Origin of the sequence: Chryseosolibacter histidinae, from assembly GCF_018598225.1 — a bacterium.
GTDB classification, from domain to species: Bacteria; Bacteroidota; Bacteroidia; order Cytophagales; family Cyclobacteriaceae; genus Chryseosolibacter; species Chryseosolibacter histidini.
Map to the genome: position 1 here is coordinate 1 of NZ_JAHESF010000035.1, position 14,669 is coordinate 14,669.

Annotated in this window: 16 protein-coding genes; 9 read left to right on the top strand and 7 right to left on the bottom strand. The window is 48.3% G+C overall.

What is annotated here, in order from left to right:
• On the bottom strand, nt 1–783 hold a 783-nt coding region (locus KK083_RS24735; RefSeq protein WP_254168493.1), incomplete at its 3' end, for a ketopantoate reductase family protein.
• Nucleotides 784–1,138: 355 nt separating this feature from the next.
• Between KK083_RS24735 and KK083_RS24740 the strand changes: the two genes are divergently transcribed.
• The gene (locus tag KK083_RS24740; RefSeq protein WP_254168495.1) at nt 1,139–2,716 is read left to right on the top strand and encodes a hypothetical protein; all 1,578 of its coding nucleotides are present in this window, start codon (nt 1,139–1,141) and stop codon (nt 2,714–2,716) included.
• A 445-nt stretch (nt 2,717–3,161) separates the two neighbouring features.
• Here KK083_RS24740 and KK083_RS24745 read toward each other — a convergent pair whose 3' ends face one another.
• A complete protein-coding gene (locus KK083_RS24745; RefSeq protein WP_254168496.1) occupies nt 3,162–4,145 on the bottom strand; it encodes a GlxA family transcriptional regulator in 984 nt (327 codons plus the stop codon).
• 124 nt (nt 4,146–4,269) lie between these two features.
• Here KK083_RS24745 and KK083_RS24750 point away from each other — a divergent pair, with 124 nt between their 5' ends.
• The 3 genes from KK083_RS24750 to KK083_RS24760 are packed head-to-tail and all read left to right on the top strand — an operon-like array spanning nt 4,270 to nt 5,961.
• Nucleotides 4,270–4,671 (top strand): VOC family protein, encoded by a 402-nt coding sequence (locus tag KK083_RS24750; RefSeq protein WP_254168497.1) that lies wholly within the window; start codon nt 4,270–4,272, stop codon nt 4,669–4,671.
• A gap of 42 nt (nt 4,672–4,713) precedes the next feature.
• Nucleotides 4,714–5,283: a dihydrofolate reductase family protein gene (locus KK083_RS24755; protein WP_254168498.1), complete on the top strand. Its 570-nt coding sequence runs from the start codon at nt 4,714–4,716 to the stop codon at nt 5,281–5,283.
• A gap of 3 nt (nt 5,284–5,286) precedes the next feature.
• A complete protein-coding gene (locus tag KK083_RS24760; protein ID WP_254168499.1) occupies nt 5,287–5,961 on the top strand; it encodes a Type 1 glutamine amidotransferase-like domain-containing protein in 675 nt (224 codons plus the stop codon).
• Nucleotides 5,962–6,030: 69 nt separating this feature from the next.
• Here KK083_RS24760 and KK083_RS24765 read toward each other — a convergent pair whose 3' ends face one another.
• From KK083_RS24765 to KK083_RS24780, 4 genes are all read right to left on the bottom strand, one after another.
• The gene (locus tag KK083_RS24765) at nt 6,031–6,642 is read right to left on the bottom strand and encodes a dihydrofolate reductase family protein (protein ID WP_254168500.1); all 612 of its coding nucleotides are present in this window, start codon (nt 6,640–6,642) and stop codon (nt 6,031–6,033) included.
• Nucleotides 6,643–6,835: 193 nt separating this feature from the next.
• Entirely contained in the window at nt 6,836–7,489 is a 654-nt protein-coding gene (locus tag KK083_RS24770) for an NAD(P)-dependent oxidoreductase (protein ID WP_254168501.1), read from the bottom strand.
• A gap of 8 nt (nt 7,490–7,497) precedes the next feature.
• Nucleotides 7,498–7,974, bottom strand: a complete 477-nt coding sequence (locus KK083_RS24775) for a hypothetical protein (protein WP_254168502.1) — start codon at nt 7,972–7,974, stop codon at nt 7,498–7,500.
• A 110-nt stretch (nt 7,975–8,084) separates the two neighbouring features.
• Nucleotides 8,085–8,459 carry a DoxX family protein gene (locus tag KK083_RS24780; RefSeq protein ID WP_254168503.1) on the bottom strand — a complete coding sequence of 125 codons (375 nt, stop codon included), beginning with the start codon at nt 8,457–8,459 and terminating at the stop codon, nt 8,085–8,087.
• A gap of 127 nt (nt 8,460–8,586) precedes the next feature.
• On the opposite strand from KK083_RS24780, the gene KK083_RS24785 reads away from it, so the two are divergent.
• Complete coding sequence (locus KK083_RS24785) at nt 8,587–9,240, top strand: MarR family winged helix-turn-helix transcriptional regulator (RefSeq protein ID WP_254168504.1); 654 nt, start codon at nt 8,587–8,589, stop codon at nt 9,238–9,240.
• A 106-nt stretch (nt 9,241–9,346) separates the two neighbouring features.
• Here KK083_RS24785 and KK083_RS24790 read toward each other — a convergent pair whose 3' ends face one another.
• Nucleotides 9,347–10,258, bottom strand: coding sequence for an alpha/beta fold hydrolase (locus tag KK083_RS24790; RefSeq protein WP_254168505.1), 912 nt, complete (start codon nt 10,256–10,258; stop codon nt 9,347–9,349).
• Nucleotides 10,259–10,827: 569 nt separating this feature from the next.
• Here KK083_RS24790 and KK083_RS24795 point away from each other — a divergent pair.
• From KK083_RS24795 to KK083_RS24810, 4 genes are all read left to right on the top strand, one after another.
• Nucleotides 10,828–12,342 (top strand): right-handed parallel beta-helix repeat-containing protein, encoded by a 1,515-nt coding sequence (locus KK083_RS24795; protein ID WP_254168506.1) that lies wholly within the window; start codon nt 10,828–10,830, stop codon nt 12,340–12,342.
• Nucleotides 12,343–12,739: 397 nt separating this feature from the next.
• On the top strand, nt 12,740–13,651 hold the full coding sequence (locus KK083_RS24800; RefSeq protein ID WP_254168507.1) for a TolB-like translocation protein: 912 nt from the start codon (nt 12,740–12,742) through the stop codon (nt 13,649–13,651).
• A 121-nt stretch (nt 13,652–13,772) separates the two neighbouring features.
• On the top strand, nt 13,773–14,066 hold the full coding sequence (locus KK083_RS24805; protein WP_254168508.1) for a (2Fe-2S) ferredoxin domain-containing protein: 294 nt from the start codon (nt 13,773–13,775) through the stop codon (nt 14,064–14,066).
• Complete coding sequence (locus KK083_RS24810) at nt 14,063–14,626, top strand: GNAT family N-acetyltransferase (RefSeq protein ID WP_254168509.1); 564 nt, start codon at nt 14,063–14,065, stop codon at nt 14,624–14,626. The genes KK083_RS24805 and KK083_RS24810 overlap by 4 nt, the downstream gene beginning before the upstream one ends.
• The last annotated feature ends 43 nt before the right edge of the window (nt 14,627–14,669 follow it).

Genomic DNA, 14,669 nt, shown 5'->3' on the forward strand with positions numbered 1-14,669 from the left:
ATCCTGGTAAGTCGAGATCAGTTGTCCATCCGAGAATTTGCTGATCGTGAGCAGGCTTTGGATTGTTTCTTCCGTGGTGAGCTGAATATTGACGAGGTTGGCAACTTTCACACATTGTTCTACGATCGTTCTCGCCAACAGAAGCGCGTCCGGGTTACGGTGAAAGATGCCGTTGTCGGTCTCCAGCAGCGGGCATACCGAATTGAAAACGCAGTTCACGATGCTTTTCTTCCAGGCAACACGTTGAATATCTTTTTCGGTACCAAACGCAAACATCGGGCTGTTGAGTGCTTCAACAATAGCCCGCAGCTCACCCTCATTTCCGCGCACAATGCCGACGAGAGACGTTGATACCGGTTTGAAATGCAGCATGGCTGAAGAATCGAATTGACTGGTGGCAAACAGCACACAACGATAAACGTTGTTCGGTAGTGCATCCAGGAAAACGTTCTCAACCCCCAGGCCATTTTGTAAAATAACGATCGGCGAATTTCCGATCTTGCCCTTCAGCATGTCCACAACGTCACGGTTCCCGTAAGACTTACTGGTGACAGCAATGATCCCGGCAAGCTCATGGCATGCATTCAAACCCGAAACAGGTACGGTGGCCGCTACACTTTTTCTTCCTTCAATGAGGATGTTTACCTCCTGCGACTCGCTCTCGGCATCAGGAGCAGTGGCGCGTAGCAGGCTGACATTCCGGCGAACGTCTGTTAACAATACTGCGAGTACCTTACCAATGGCACCAGCCCCGATCACAAATATTTTGTCTGATATGTTCATCGTTCCAAATTTTGACAACGGCCAAAATCCGGAGAAAGCACGAGCAAGAACAGGTGCAGTTTAAACTTTTTTGTAGATAGCAGTTAGCCCCGCTGGCGCAAGTGTTGTGCGTATGGCCAGTGCGCAGGCTCACTTGTGCCCATCATCAATGCAGTCTTCAGACCGCACCCCCTCCGGCGCGGAAGTTTCTTCCGGCGCCTTTTAAAAAATCTGCTTCGTAGCAGGGTCTATTCAGGGGAACTTAGTTCCCCCAACACGCAAGCCTTTGGATGTAAGTTTAAGCGCCATTTTATTCATTTACTCCAGTGCGTTTCTGATATGTTTGCGAACAATAAAACACAAACCCGCCCGCGTTATGAAGATGAGATTATCAGTCCTTGCCTGTATCTGCCTGGCATCCATGGTGCCCACCCTTACATGGGCGCAAAACGGAGTGGAAATTGGCCAGATGGTAAAACAAACCATGAAAGAAAGCTGGGCCGATATTGAGCCGATCGGGCAGGACGAGCAGGGAGCCTACTATCTGATGATCCCGTATTCTGAGGTGATCTCCGGTCCTGTGGTGGGTGACAGGGATTTCTACTTTGCGTTGATCAACGAGCACGCAGCGCTGGTCAATAAAAAAGTAGCCAACTTCAGCGTTGATGGAAAAGAATCGGACTATGAGTTCACCCAGGAGATCAACGGGAAGATCATGGTGTTTTCCACCGTCGAGGAGAAAAAGGCAAAGACCGTTACCTTCTATGCGCAGGAGCTTGATAAAAAGAACCTTTCGCTCACTTCACCAAAAAAGGTGGTACAGCTGTCGTTCGCGAAGCTGAAAAGAGATTATGAAAGAGCGATCTTCAAGGCAGAGCCATCACGTGACAAATCAAAGCTGTTGATCTCCTACAGCCTTGTCAACGATGAGAATTCCATCCTTACGTTTGGCTATGTTCTGCTGGATGCGGGTATGAAAGAAATGTATACATGGGATGGCAGCCTGGATATGTCTGACGGTATCTACATGTTCGATCAGTTCAGAGTCAGCAATAAAGGTGAGGTCTATTTGCTTACGCGATTTTTCGATAACAAAAAGGACTACTCAAAGAACGCGTCCTTAAAAAAGACCAATATTCTTTCTGCAACCCGGTCGATGGAATACAAGGCGAATTATGATCATCGCATTGTCAGATTTGACAGCAACGGAGGTTCGAAGATCATTCCTGTTCCGGCCGAAAAAACCTTTTATAATGCGCTTGATCTCGGTATCGGCGCGGATGGAAATCTTCTGCTGATCGGATTCTATTCCGACAACGATGAGAACTTGCCGTCGGGAGCTGTCTGCCTCAAAGTGAATACAAAAACAAACACCGTTACAGAAACAGGCAAGAAAGACTTTGGCGCTGATTTTTTGATGCCGAGTGATATTTCGATCAAGAATGTAGGCCTGGCTGCCGGCAAAGACCAGTTTCTAAGCTACCGGTTTATACTGAGCGATATTCAATTCAATAAAAATGGCGGTTACACATTGATCGGTGAGCGCAATGTAGCGCAGCAGAAAAGAAACGGAAATGTTTTCTACACGGTTAACCACATGGATGACCTTGCCGTCATTGATGTGAACGCGGCAGGCGCGATCACCGGCGTTTATAAAGTTGAAAAAAGTCAGCAGGCCGTCGATATGGAGATCTTCAACGCCTCGTATTTTTATACGGAATACAACGGCAGCAAATATTTCGCCTTCGCCAACATGGGCAAGCCCAACTTTAAAGAGAACGTGCTCGTAAAGATCACCCCCGACGGCAAACAAACCAAAGAGGTCATGTACACCACCAAAGATGCCGAGGTCACCATACGCCCCAAAGATTGTGTTCTCTACAAAGGCAAAAAGCTGATCATGTACGGCAACAAAAACAACCGGTACGTCCGCTGGGCCGCGAAGACCTTCTAACACGGCTGGCGCAAGTGTTGTGTGCAAGCCAGGTGTGCAAGCTCACTTGTGCCCCTATTGATTGCAGTCTTCAGACTGCACCTCCTCTGGCGCGGAAGTTTCTTCCGGCGCCTTTTAAGACCTGCTTCGTAGCATAACCTCTCCGGGGAACTTAGTTCCCCTCAACCGACACAGTACTGCGACTGGCGCAAGTGTTGTGTGCGGGCCACGCGTGCAAGCTCACTTGTGCCCACCATGATTGCAGTCTTCAGACTGCCCCGTAATCCCCCTCTGGCGCGGAAGTTTCTTCCGGCGTCTTTTAAAACCTGGTTCGTAGCATAACCTCTCCGGGGAACTTAGTTCCCTCAACCACACAGTACTGCGACTGGCGCAAGTGTTGTGTGCAAGCCAAGCGCGGAAGCTCACTTGTGCCCACCATGAATACAGTCTTCAGACTGCCCCGCAATCACCCCATCACCTCCTGCTTATTGTACTTATTTCGATATTCAACCGGTGTTAAACCCGTTATCTTTTTAAATACATCGCGGAAGGTTTTGGTATCCGTATAGCCTACTTCATACATCACCTCGCTAACGTTCTTTCTGCTCGATTCAAGTTTTCTTTTCGCCGCTTCCACTTTAACCCTTTGCACATATTCATTAACCGTATTGTTGGTTGATTTCTGAAAACGGCGCTCAAAATTCCTTCTGCTGATCGCAAATTTATCGGCAAGCTGATCGATGGTTATTTTCTCCAGGTAATTCCTTTCGATAAACTCCTGCGCCATTTTTATTTCTTCATCAGTATGGTCTTTTTGACCTTCAAAGATGATGAAGGGCGACTGGCTTACCTTGTCGATATCGATTACAAAGCTCTTGGCGATTTTGATGGCCATATCGCGGCCTGCATATTTCTCGATGAGATATACGAGCAGGTTCAGGTAGGAAAAGGCGCCGCCGCTGGTATACAAGCCATCTTCATCGGTGATAATTTCAGAGGGCATCAGCTTTGCTTCGGGGTACGTTCTTCTAAACTCATCGGCCAGCAGCCAGTGAGTGGTACAGGGTTTACCATTGAGTAGTCCGGTGGCCGCCAGAAAAAAAGCCCCGATGCAAAGACTGGCGATTTCAGCACCCTGTTCGTACTGATGCCTGATCCAGGGAATAAATTCCTTATTCATCTCAGCGGCATTAGGCTGGTTGCCCTGCAAAGAGGGAATAATGATGAGGTCGGTCTTTTTTACATCCTGTATCAACGCATCGGGCACAATGGTGAACAGACCGTTTCGCTGGGGCACGTGGCGCGTCAGTCCTACCAGCTGAATATGGAACAGCGGATCTTCACCTTTTGCTGCGCGCAACACGTTCGTTTCCGAAAGTATCTGCAGGCTCCCTTCGATATTTACCAGGCTGCTTTGCCCAAGCGGTACGATGATCGAAATATGTTTCATATAAATAAAATGAATGAGTTTTGGTTTGGCATAATATCCCCCCATGATTGTCACTAAACCCGCCGCATAGTCTTGGGCGTCGGGAATAGCTTTGTATCATCAAACCGGACATAAAATTAAAGAAATGACCAAAATAAACACCTACCTGACTTTCAATGGCAATTGCCGCGAAGCGATGGCCTTTTACAGGGGGTGTTTTGGTGGTACACTTACGTTTCAAACGGTAGGAGAGTTGCCTGGCGCCGATCAGTTGCCCGGGCCTATGAAGCGGTTCATTGTGCAGGCCACCCTGGTAAACGACCAGCTTATTCTGATTGGCTCTGATATGGTAAGTGAGCAGGGATTGACTACAGGCAACGCGATTTCTTTAATGCTCCGGTGCAGCAATGAAGATGAATTAAAAGCTTATTATGCAAAACTGTTGCCCGGCGGAACAGAGATCCATACGCCTGAAAATACTTATTGGGGCGCATTGTTTGGTGTGCTTCAGGATCGGTATGGGCATCAATGGCTGCTGAGCTGTTAACATTGAGAATTTTTAATAATAACCGATAAACAACAGAACAACATGAGAAAATTAGTCTTATTCATGCACGTTTCCCTCGATGGATTTGCAGCAGATCCCAACCACGGACTGGATTTTTTAACCTATAATGAAGAGCTGCAGCAATACGCCGATGAATTGGTTAAAACTGTAGGTTCACCTGTATATGGACGGACCACCTATCAGTTGATGGAAAGTTACTGGCCAACCGTGTTGAAGAAACCCGACGCTCCTAAACAGGCGCTGCAACATGCTCAATGGGTGGAAAACATACCTAAAATTGTGTTTTCAACAACCCTGAACGAAGTAACCTGGAATAACACCCGGCTCATCAAAGGCAATGTTGCTGAAGAGGTGAAAAAGCTGAAACAGCAACCAGGAAAAGACCTCGTAATATTTGGCAGCCCTGGCCTGTCGGCAACTTTTATGAAGCTGGGCCTCATTGATGAATACAAGCTGACGATACATCCTATCATACTGGGTGATGGTCTCAGCGTGTTCAAAAACAACGACGTAAAAAGCAAACTGAAATTATTAGACGCAAAAACGCTGAAATCAGGCGTTATGACTGTTCACTACGAAACCATTCGTTAAATAATGAAGCTGCTTCTCACGTCCGCCGGCATCAGCAACACGAGCATTCGCAACGCACTGGTTGATCTGCTGGGCAAACCGGTTTCCGAAGCGAGTGCCCTTTTCATTCCCACCGCCATATATGGCATACCCAACGGTGGCGATATCGTACGAAGGGTGATCTGCGGATCATTGGGCGACCCCTTCTGTGACCTGGGCTGGAAATCGTTGGGACTGCTCGAGCTCACGGCGCTGCCAAGTATTAAAGAGGAGCTGTGGGTTCCCATACTCCGGGAGACGGATGCTTTGCTGGTCGGCGGTGGCGACTGCCAGTATTTGTGCTACTGGATGCAGAAGTCCGGGCTCACCGATCTTTTGCCGTCGGTGCTGCGCAAGACCGTCTACGTAGGCCTGAGCGCAGGCAGTATGATCATGACCCGCTTTGGAACCAGCTACCGTAATCATACCCTCCCAGCCGAAAGCGATAAATCGTTGGGAATTCTTGACTTCGCCCTGCACCCACACCTGGATCACGAATGGTTTCCCGACAACTCCCTGGCCAACCTTGAGAAGCTGGCCGCCACCATACCCGTCCCGTCATACGCCATTGACGATCAAACCGCCATCAAAGTGACCAACAACACCATCGAAGTCATCTCCGAAGGAAACTGGAAACTGTTTCCACCGAGTATCTCGTAATTCGGCTGGCGCAAGTGTTGTGCGCCAGCCAGCGCGTAAGGTCACTTGTGCCGTTAATCCATGCAGTCTTCAGACTGCACCGCTCGTCTCACGATCAAGTCTAAACACCAAAACAGAAATTCCACACGCATAAGCCGTTGCGCTGACCGGTGTAAGTTTTTGCCGATGATCCAACAGGTCAAAGATCCGCAAGCCTTTGTTGATCATTATAGGGTTCACAAAAAAATTGAACTCGTCAATCAAGCCTTCTTTGACAAGGTGCGAAACAAATTCAGCGCCGCCGTACACGATCATGTCTTTGCCTTCTCTGCTTTTGAGGTTTTTGATGGCCGTTACGAGGTCGCCATTTTCTACGGAAACGTTTTTGCCTTGCAGTGTTTTTATGGTTTTGCTGAAGACAATTTTCGGCATGTTTACCATCTTGTAAGCGTAGGCAAACTGTTCATCCAGTGCTTTGTCGCCGTTGTCGGCTTTCAGTTTGTTCACCGTCTCTTCAAAATGCGGAACAAAAGCCTCCGCCATTTTTCTTCCAAGAAGGATCGTATCACAAGCATCACGCAGCGGATACGCAAACGCTTTCAGCTTGTCGTCCCAGTTCCAGGTCCGCCAGTCAAGGTCACCGCTGGGGCCACCAACATATCCGTCAACAGTTATCTGCACTTGCAATTTTAATTTTCTCATGATCTGATGTATTTATTGCGATACAAATCTCGTCAACAGAATCATGCCTTGGCAGTGTAAAATGCGACAATCTGGATGGCTGAATACGACAGCCTGGCTGGCGCAAGTGTTGTGTGCAGGGTTAGCGCGTGAGGTCACTTGTGCCCCTCATGAACGCAGGCTTCAGACTGCCTCGTCATATACCTCAACCTTCTCAATACGCGACCTCAACTGTCGACTGATAAATATCGGAATTGTAAATATTCTCCAAAATGAAATGGGAGAGGTCTGCCCTGGAAATCACCATGCCGTGATCAAGGTAACGGTTCACTGAAAATCGATAGCGGCCCGTCACTTCAGCATTGGTGAGCCTGGGTGGACGCATAATTGTCCAGTCGAGATCGCTCCGTTTAACAATGGCCTCCATTCTTTCCAGATCATCATACATGTTTCGCAATATTCGTTGAAGAAGATGTTTGGTAGCCATGCGCATCAGAAAATTGAAGGATGGATTGACCTCGAGTCCGGAAGCGGAGATAAAAAACGCACGGGTAACACCGGTGTCCTGCATGCTCTTCAATATGTTCTCGCTTCCGCGCGAATACAGTGTTGTTGCCGCGGTGCTGCGGGTGCCGATCGCGGAAATAACAACATTCTTATTGACCAACGATACCCGGTAGGTCTCAGGTTGCAGAATATCTCCCTGAACGATAGTAAGGTTGGGATGGTGCATTTTTAAGCGCGCAGGATTCCGGACAATAGCCGTCACGTCATGATTTCTTTGCAACGCCATTTTTACAAGCTGAAGCCCGGTTCCTCCATTGGCTCCGATAACAACAATGGAGCATCGTGAATTTTGTTGATTCATCAGGTGCGTTAGTTGAATTTGAAGACGCTCAGTGTAAAGATGACGATGAAAAGCAGCAACTGCAGGTATTGAATGATCGTCATCCTTGCCTTTACTTTTGAGAGTTGAAGTGCGACGTCGGTAGTGGCATCAGCGCCCAGGATCCGCCGCAGCTTGTTGCCCAACGCTCTTCGCAACCCAAGGCCATTGACAATAATGAGAACTAACACAGCCATTTTGATACGGAACCAAAGTTGCTGACCCCAAACCTGGTGAAGATATGCCATCATCCCGATGCCCGACAGCAGGATCAGCAGCATCCCCACGCCCATAAATCGCTGCAGTCCGAATGCTATATTTTCGACAACAAGACCTTGTTCTTTATCTTCTCCATAACGCTTCCAGAAATAGCGAAACGTGAAAAGGTCAATAAAGGCAGTGCCTGCCATAAGCACAATGCCGACAACGTGCACAACCAGGGTTGCGCTATAAATATGTTGATTCATGATTATCTGTTTTTTTTAAATCGTACCTCGTATCTCGTCCTGGCGCAAGTGTTGTGTGCGAGGCCAGCGCCCAAACTCACCTGTGCCGTCATACCTCGTAAATCGTACCTTTAACGTGCCTCGTATTGGTGCTCCACCCTATACACATACCGGATACTGATCACAATCAGCATAAAATCGAAAGCCACGAAAAGTACTTTCGAGACCGGGTCGTGGCTGCAGATGTGTGCGATCATTGCCGATATCATGGTGATTCCAAATCCCGCGTAGATCCATTCTTTTATTCTTGACGGCAGTTGTGGAATGAGAAGCAAGATCGCGCCGACAACTTTTGCTATCACCAGCTCAATTCTGAAATAGTCCGGAAAACCAAGCGCCCTCAGGTCTTCGGCATGGCTGTATGAGTAGTAGGCGGAGAAGACCATAAAAAAGCTGATGAACGATTTCGCCACCCAATACAGCGTTTTTGTTTTTTGTGTGCTCATAGTATTTTAATACGTTTTCGTTGTTTTATGGGTAAATGTATTACGTTTGCGAAGTGATAGAATGGAACTGAAAAAGAAAGCCGGAGATTTATTACGTAACCGAAGTAATTTCTAAACGACACACAAAATGAACAGGACAGTACAGCTGGTGAATGTATGGGGTGCCTATGAGGCAAAACATCCTGACGGTGACATCGCCGATTTTTGCCGGTACTACCTGGCGCATCAGAATGAAAAACCGGTAAAAGGTGCGCTGGTAGGCGGCGTGGTGCCTTCGTTCAATGATGGCCTGTTGATGAAGATCATCGGACGGATCAGCAAGCTCAACATGGTGTATGCTAATAAAGCGCTGGAGGGCACCGGGGTAAACCAGATCGAGGAATTCGGAATGCTCACTTATATCAAACAAAATAAGAACCCGAAAAAAACCGAAGTGATCTACGCGAGTTTGTTCGAGCTTTCCAGCGGTACTGACATGCTGAAGCGTTTGCAGAAGCGCGGACTCATAAAAGAGTATAGCGATAAAGAAGATAAACGTTCAAAGCGTGTAGAGCTCACAACAAAAGGGGAGAAGACCGTTGAAATTTGCTACGCCCGGATAACAAAAAATGCGCGGATGATCATGAACGACCTCGCTGAAGACGACAAAAGCCTGAGCATCCAGCTTCTCAAAGGCATCGAGATCAAATTCTCCAAGCTCTGGGCAGAGCACAAAGGAAAAACTTTTGAGGAAGTTTATGAGAGCATTGTCGGTTCCTCACCCGTACCCCGTACCTCGTAGTTCGTACCTCGTACTCCGCATGGCGCAATGGTTGTGCGCATGGCGAGTGCGTCGCGTCACTGGTGCCCACCATGATCGCAGTCTTCAGACTGCACAAACAGAATGATCAAACGCTCGTACTCCTTTGACGCACTTGAGAAATAGCGGCTTTCGATTTTGAAGACATAAAATTGCTGATGAGCTCCGATACTTCATCGAAGTTTGTTTCCAGAACCATATGCGAGCCATCAACAATGTGTACCTGTGCATCGGGCAGATCTCTTGTATAACAGGGAGCTTCCGCCACATCAAAATATACATCGTCTTTACCCCAGATGATCAGGGCAGGGGGTTGGAATTTTCTAAAGTACTCCTGGAACACGGGGAACATTTCAATGTTGTGCTTGTAGTCGCAGTTTAATTCATATTGCATGTCAAGATTGCCAGGCCTGCTCATGCGTTCCCAGTCATGGATCCAGGCTTCGGGACTTACCCGGTCGTGCATATCTTCTGATAACCCGGCGAAATACTGGTCCTTTGTACCTTCCTTGCTTAAAAAGGCATAGACCTTCTTCCTTTTCTCCTCGGTAGGGTGATCCCAATACTCCCTTATCTCATCCCATATTAGTTCTATTCCTTCCAGATAGGCATTACCGTTTTGAACAATGATCCCTTCTATCTTTTCGGGGTGATCCACGCATATCCGAAGGCCGATAGGGCAGCCGTAATCATGAAGATAGATCGTGAAAGATCTTAGATCAATCGCATCGGTAAACCTGTTGATGTACTCCGCTATATTTTTAAACGTGTACGCAAACCTGGTCTTGTCGGGGAAGCCGCTGAATCCAAAGCCCGGATAGTCCGGGGCCACGAGATGGAACCTGTCAGCCAGTGCGGTCATCAGGTTTTTAAACATGATCGACGAAGTAGGAAACCCATGAAGCAGCAACAGTGATCGATTTTTTCTGTCGCCGGCCTCGCGATAAAAAATATCCACGCCATCCACAGTGATTGTTCTATTGAAGATCTGCTTGCTCATACCCGCTTTTTGTTTAAGGTTTAACACTGGACCCAAACCAGTACGGGCAAAAAAAATGTACCAATGCATTTCCCGCAGATTGCGCAGATGTTCGCAGATTCATTGAAAATTTTCCGCGTAAAGTGATCCGCGGGACACAGGCGGTGATGAAAACGGCTGAAAAGGAGAGCTAATTTTTTGTAGTTTGGCCAATAAATAAAGCTTGCACAGGGTCTAGTGTGATTTGCGTTTTTGCCATAGCGTTTTCCTGTAGATCCCTGGCAAGCTTTTTAAATATTGGTAACTCTCTGTAAAAAGTGTGGCAACGTTTAGAGCACTTGTCCACAACTTATCCACAAAAAAAGCTCGAATAAATGAACTAATCAAGCTTTTGTGGAATCTTTTTATTCAGTTTGTTGACAAGTCGTGCATAAAAAGACCGGCAATCCCGCCCGGCGTTGATCGGAGCGCACGCGAGATACCATTTTGTGCCTCCTTCTCCTTTAAATCACCCTTTTTGAGGATGGTACTTCCGTATTGATCCGATAAATTTGCCGCCACATTCCCACAAAAAACGATTTTAGTACTCCATGCTGAGACCCCTTGCCTTCGCTTTTACGATCATCTTTTTCCTGGCATCCTGTTCAAAACCTGATCAAACCTCAGAGACCCCGGCCGATTCCACCACACTTCAAACCTCCGGCGACGATTCCCTGCTGCCAGTGTACGTCTACAACCGCGCATCCACGTATGAAGGACAATTCAATACGCAGCTTCAAACAACGGATAGTGCCCAGGTTGACCGCGAAGGCCTGATTGCCCTGTCCGCATCGCTGGAAATGGACCAGCGGAAAGATCTGACAGTGCGCGGTGGAAACTTCATGGAACTGAAGCTCGTCATGTTCAGGCAGCATGCCCCCGTGCTGAAGTTGACAAATTGCAGGAACATAACATTCGTCAACGTGAGCTTCAGCGCGCAGTATGCCAACCAGCACCTCGTAGAATTGAGCAACTGCACCAACATCACCTTCGAGCATTGTACCTTCATGTTTGACGAGGCGCAGTCGATTGCCCAGCGCGACAACGAAAACGTGGTCTTTAATGAGTGCACCTTCGGCGGACCTGGCAGCGCAGCCGAAGAGCCATCCCTGGAAGAGCAATCGGACGAAACATCGGAGGAGAACAGTGTCAGCGCAGAAATGCAGGTCGCCGGGGAAGAAGAATCCGAAGAAGAAACGGCTTCTGAAGAAACCGAAGAAGATCCGGCAACAGAGCAATTCACTTATCCAACTGGCGCCTGGACCTCCGGGATCGCAACATTATCCGTTCCGCGCCAGCAGGAGAACCTCGGCTATTTCGCTGCAAACCAATATTTCAACGTCAGAGACCCAGGGCAAATGAACTACGCCAGCTACAGTGTGCTGGAGTTCGGACGCGATTTTTTGTCACCGGTGGACTGGACGCAGGAAACCGAAACATGGAAAGAAGGATCGGACGTTGTGAGTTTCATGCCTGACAATTGTCCCGACTATGACAAAGTTCTGTCACTCACGCGCACACGCCGCAAGCTCTGGTACATCCACCGGAAGCTTTCTTTCGAACAGGAATATGGCATAGACGCCCAAGACCGCTGGCGTGACGATGCCTGGTACCGTAACCGGTCTTACTACGCGTTCCTGTTCGATGACCGCAGCGCCACCATGATGGAGCAGGTATGGAATGCAGTCAAACCTTTTATCTCCGGCGAGGTGACCATCACCCGGCAGGAGTACAACGATGCGTTGCTTTTTATAGACGAGCTGCTGTTGTACCATGCCAAAGTTGAGGCAACACCTTTCTGGGAAGACCGCTTCTATTACCTCGGCAACATGGACGTAAATCTCTCGGCTGCCGAATATTTTTATGAAGCCGGCTTTCCATTGCACGACAACCTGTGCATGCGCGAGGGGTACTCCGGCGGAAATTACATCACCGGTTATGACTGGGGCAACGAAGCCTGGATGTACGGCTTTTGGCTGCGGCGCCACCGCGAAGGCAACATGGAAATGGTCAAAAATATTCTTCTTTGGGCAAAGGCAGAATTGTTGAGGCGATCCGGCGTTTGATGGTCATAATGATTTGAGGTGTGGTATTTGCCATTCACCATTGTAGTACCTATATTCGTCAGCAACGATCCGGCGCTCCTGACAACGGAGGCCCTGGATCTTAAAACATTAATGTATTCACCTAACCCCTTGAAACACATGAAAAAAGCTGACAGCACAGGCGGCTCTACCGGCGGATCCGGTGGCCTGAACCCCATTCAACTTGTTTTAGAATTCTTCGGCATCCGCTCTTAAATTGACTGGCGCCTGGCGCAAGTGTTGCGCGTAAGGATGTGCTGTAGCTCACTTGTGCCCAAATCAACCTGCACCACTGGCGCAAGTGTTGTGTGTGAGATTGTGCGGCGGCTCACTTGTGCCTTAAACCACCGCAGTCTTCAGACTGCCTCCCATTTCCTTTATGAAATCCAATCAGATCCTTTCATCCATTTCCTTCCTCATAGCCTGTGCAACCATCATCAGTTGCGCTAAAAAAGAAACAACGTACTTCGGTGAAACGCCGCCCGGAAAAACGCCGGCGATCTTTGCCCCTGGCGTGATCTCAACCAAAGACGACTTCGAATTCGGCGCTATCTTTTCCAAAGACCTGACTGAATTCTACTATGGCGTTTTTAAGGATGGAAAAGCGGAGACCCGCATGATGAAAGTTGAAGACGGTAGCTGGAGCGAGCCGAAGCCTATCCTGATCCATGACGTCTACAGTTACAACGACCCGTTCCTGACTCCCGACGAAAGCAAGCTCTTCTTCATCTCAGACCAACCACTCGATGGCCAGACATCTAAAAAAGATTATGATATCTGGTATATCGAACGGCAATCCGGTGGATGGTCTGCGCCGGTCAACGCTGGTAAGAACATCAACAGCGGGAAGAACGAATACTACATATCCTTCACCAGCAAGGGTAAAATGTATTTCGCTTCCAACGTTGCCGATAGCCTCGAAAAGGAAAACTACGACATCTATTCTTCGGAACGCGTCGCCGATGAGTTTCAGCCTTCCATACAGCTTGACACGGCTATCAATTCTCCCTATTACGAAGCGGATGTATTTGTTGCCCCCGATGAATCGTACCTGGTATTTTCGGCAAAACGCCCGGACAACCTCGGCAGCGGCGACCTGTACGTCAGCTTCCGCAACCCCGACAACACCTGGACCATCGCGCAAAGCCTGGGCAACACCATCAACACGGAAACAGACGACTTCTGTCCGTACGTAAGCCCCGACGGCAAATATCTCTTTTACGCCAGCAGGGACGACGTGTATTGGGTTTCAACAGAAGTTATCACAGCGCTGCGGCCCGTTGTTCAATAGGCGCACGGCTGCTGGCGCAAGTGTTGTGTGTAAGCAGAGCGCGCAAGGTCACTTGTGCCCCAATTAAACTCAGTCTTCAGACTGAACCCTACCACATTTTTTAATTTCTTAACTTTGGCGCGTGTCAAAAATTTACGCCCATACGCCAGCGTGTGTTCTTTATGTTTGCTGCGGAAGCAAGTGTAAAAAACATGGCGGCAAGCAGCTTTATAAGCGATTGAAAAGCTCGGTTAAAGAGAGATCTTTAAAACGAAAAATGCAGGTCATCAAAACAGGTTGCACGGACCGCTGCAAAATAGGGCCTGTTATCGCAGTAATGCCTCAGAATACATGGCACACGCACATGGATGAAGAAAAGGCCACATCCCTTTTTGAGCAGGTCACGGCTAAGCTGGATCCGGGCGCGTCATTATGATGGTTATCAGAAAAGCCTTTGTTACAGACTCGGAAGACATTGCCTCCTGTTTATTGCTGGCGATGGAAGAGATCGTCTTCAGGCTGATGGGAGAGGAGAACAGCGAAAAGGCCCTTGCATTCATGTGCTATTTTGCGGAGAGAGAAAACAACCAGTACTCCTGGCAAAACTGTTGGGTTGTTGAAGAGGCGGGAAGTGTAGTGGCTGCCGTCAACGTTTATAATGGAGCACACCTGCATGCGCTCAGGCAACCCGTCATTGATTATATAAAGAATAAATTCAACAGATCCGTTACCCCCGAAGATGAGACCCGGGACGGGGAATATTATATCGATTCGTTGGGCGTTCACCCCGCACACCGTGGTAAAGGCATCGGCACCGGTCTTTTACAATTCCTGATCGATGAATATGTGACCCGGCGCAACCAACCCCTGGGCCTACTGGTAGAAGAAGGGAACCTGGCGGCAAAAAGATTATACGAGAAGCTCTCTTTTAAAAGCTCCGGCAGAAAAGTTTTGTTGTTGGAAAAACACCTGGAGCACCTGCAGATCATTCGATGATGCATTGTTTGGAAAAGCAGTTTTAATTCAAAATGTATGGTGC

Coding starts and splice junctions, on each gene's coding strand:
- KK083_RS24740 (WP_254168495.1), top strand. CDS start 1,139: ATGAAGATGAGATTATCAGTCCTTGCCTGTATCTGCCTGGCATCCATG.
- KK083_RS24745 (WP_254168496.1), bottom strand. CDS start 4,145: ATGAAACATATTTCGATCATCGTACCGCTTGGGCAAAGCAGCCTGGTA.
- KK083_RS24750 (WP_254168497.1), top strand. CDS start 4,270: ATGACCAAAATAAACACCTACCTGACTTTCAATGGCAATTGCCGCGAA.
- KK083_RS24755 (WP_254168498.1), top strand. CDS start 4,714: ATGAGAAAATTAGTCTTATTCATGCACGTTTCCCTCGATGGATTTGCA.
- KK083_RS24760 (WP_254168499.1), top strand. CDS start 5,287: ATGAAGCTGCTTCTCACGTCCGCCGGCATCAGCAACACGAGCATTCGC.
- KK083_RS24765 (WP_254168500.1), bottom strand. CDS start 6,642: ATGAGAAAATTAAAATTGCAAGTGCAGATAACTGTTGACGGATATGTT.
- KK083_RS24770 (WP_254168501.1), bottom strand. CDS start 7,489: ATGAATCAACAAAATTCACGATGCTCCATTGTTGTTATCGGAGCCAAT.
- KK083_RS24775 (WP_254168502.1), bottom strand. CDS start 7,974: ATGAATCAACATATTTATAGCGCAACCCTGGTTGTGCACGTTGTCGGC.
- KK083_RS24780 (WP_254168503.1), bottom strand. CDS start 8,459: ATGAGCACACAAAAAACAAAAACGCTGTATTGGGTGGCGAAATCGTTC.
- KK083_RS24785 (WP_254168504.1), top strand. CDS start 8,587: ATGAACAGGACAGTACAGCTGGTGAATGTATGGGGTGCCTATGAGGCA.
- KK083_RS24790 (WP_254168505.1), bottom strand. CDS start 10,258: ATGAGCAAGCAGATCTTCAATAGAACAATCACTGTGGATGGCGTGGAT.
- KK083_RS24795 (WP_254168506.1), top strand. CDS start 10,828: ATGCTGAGACCCCTTGCCTTCGCTTTTACGATCATCTTTTTCCTGGCA.
- KK083_RS24800 (WP_254168507.1), top strand. CDS start 12,740: ATGAAATCCAATCAGATCCTTTCATCCATTTCCTTCCTCATAGCCTGT.
- KK083_RS24810 (WP_254168509.1), top strand. CDS start 14,063: ATGATGGTTATCAGAAAAGCCTTTGTTACAGACTCGGAAGACATTGCC.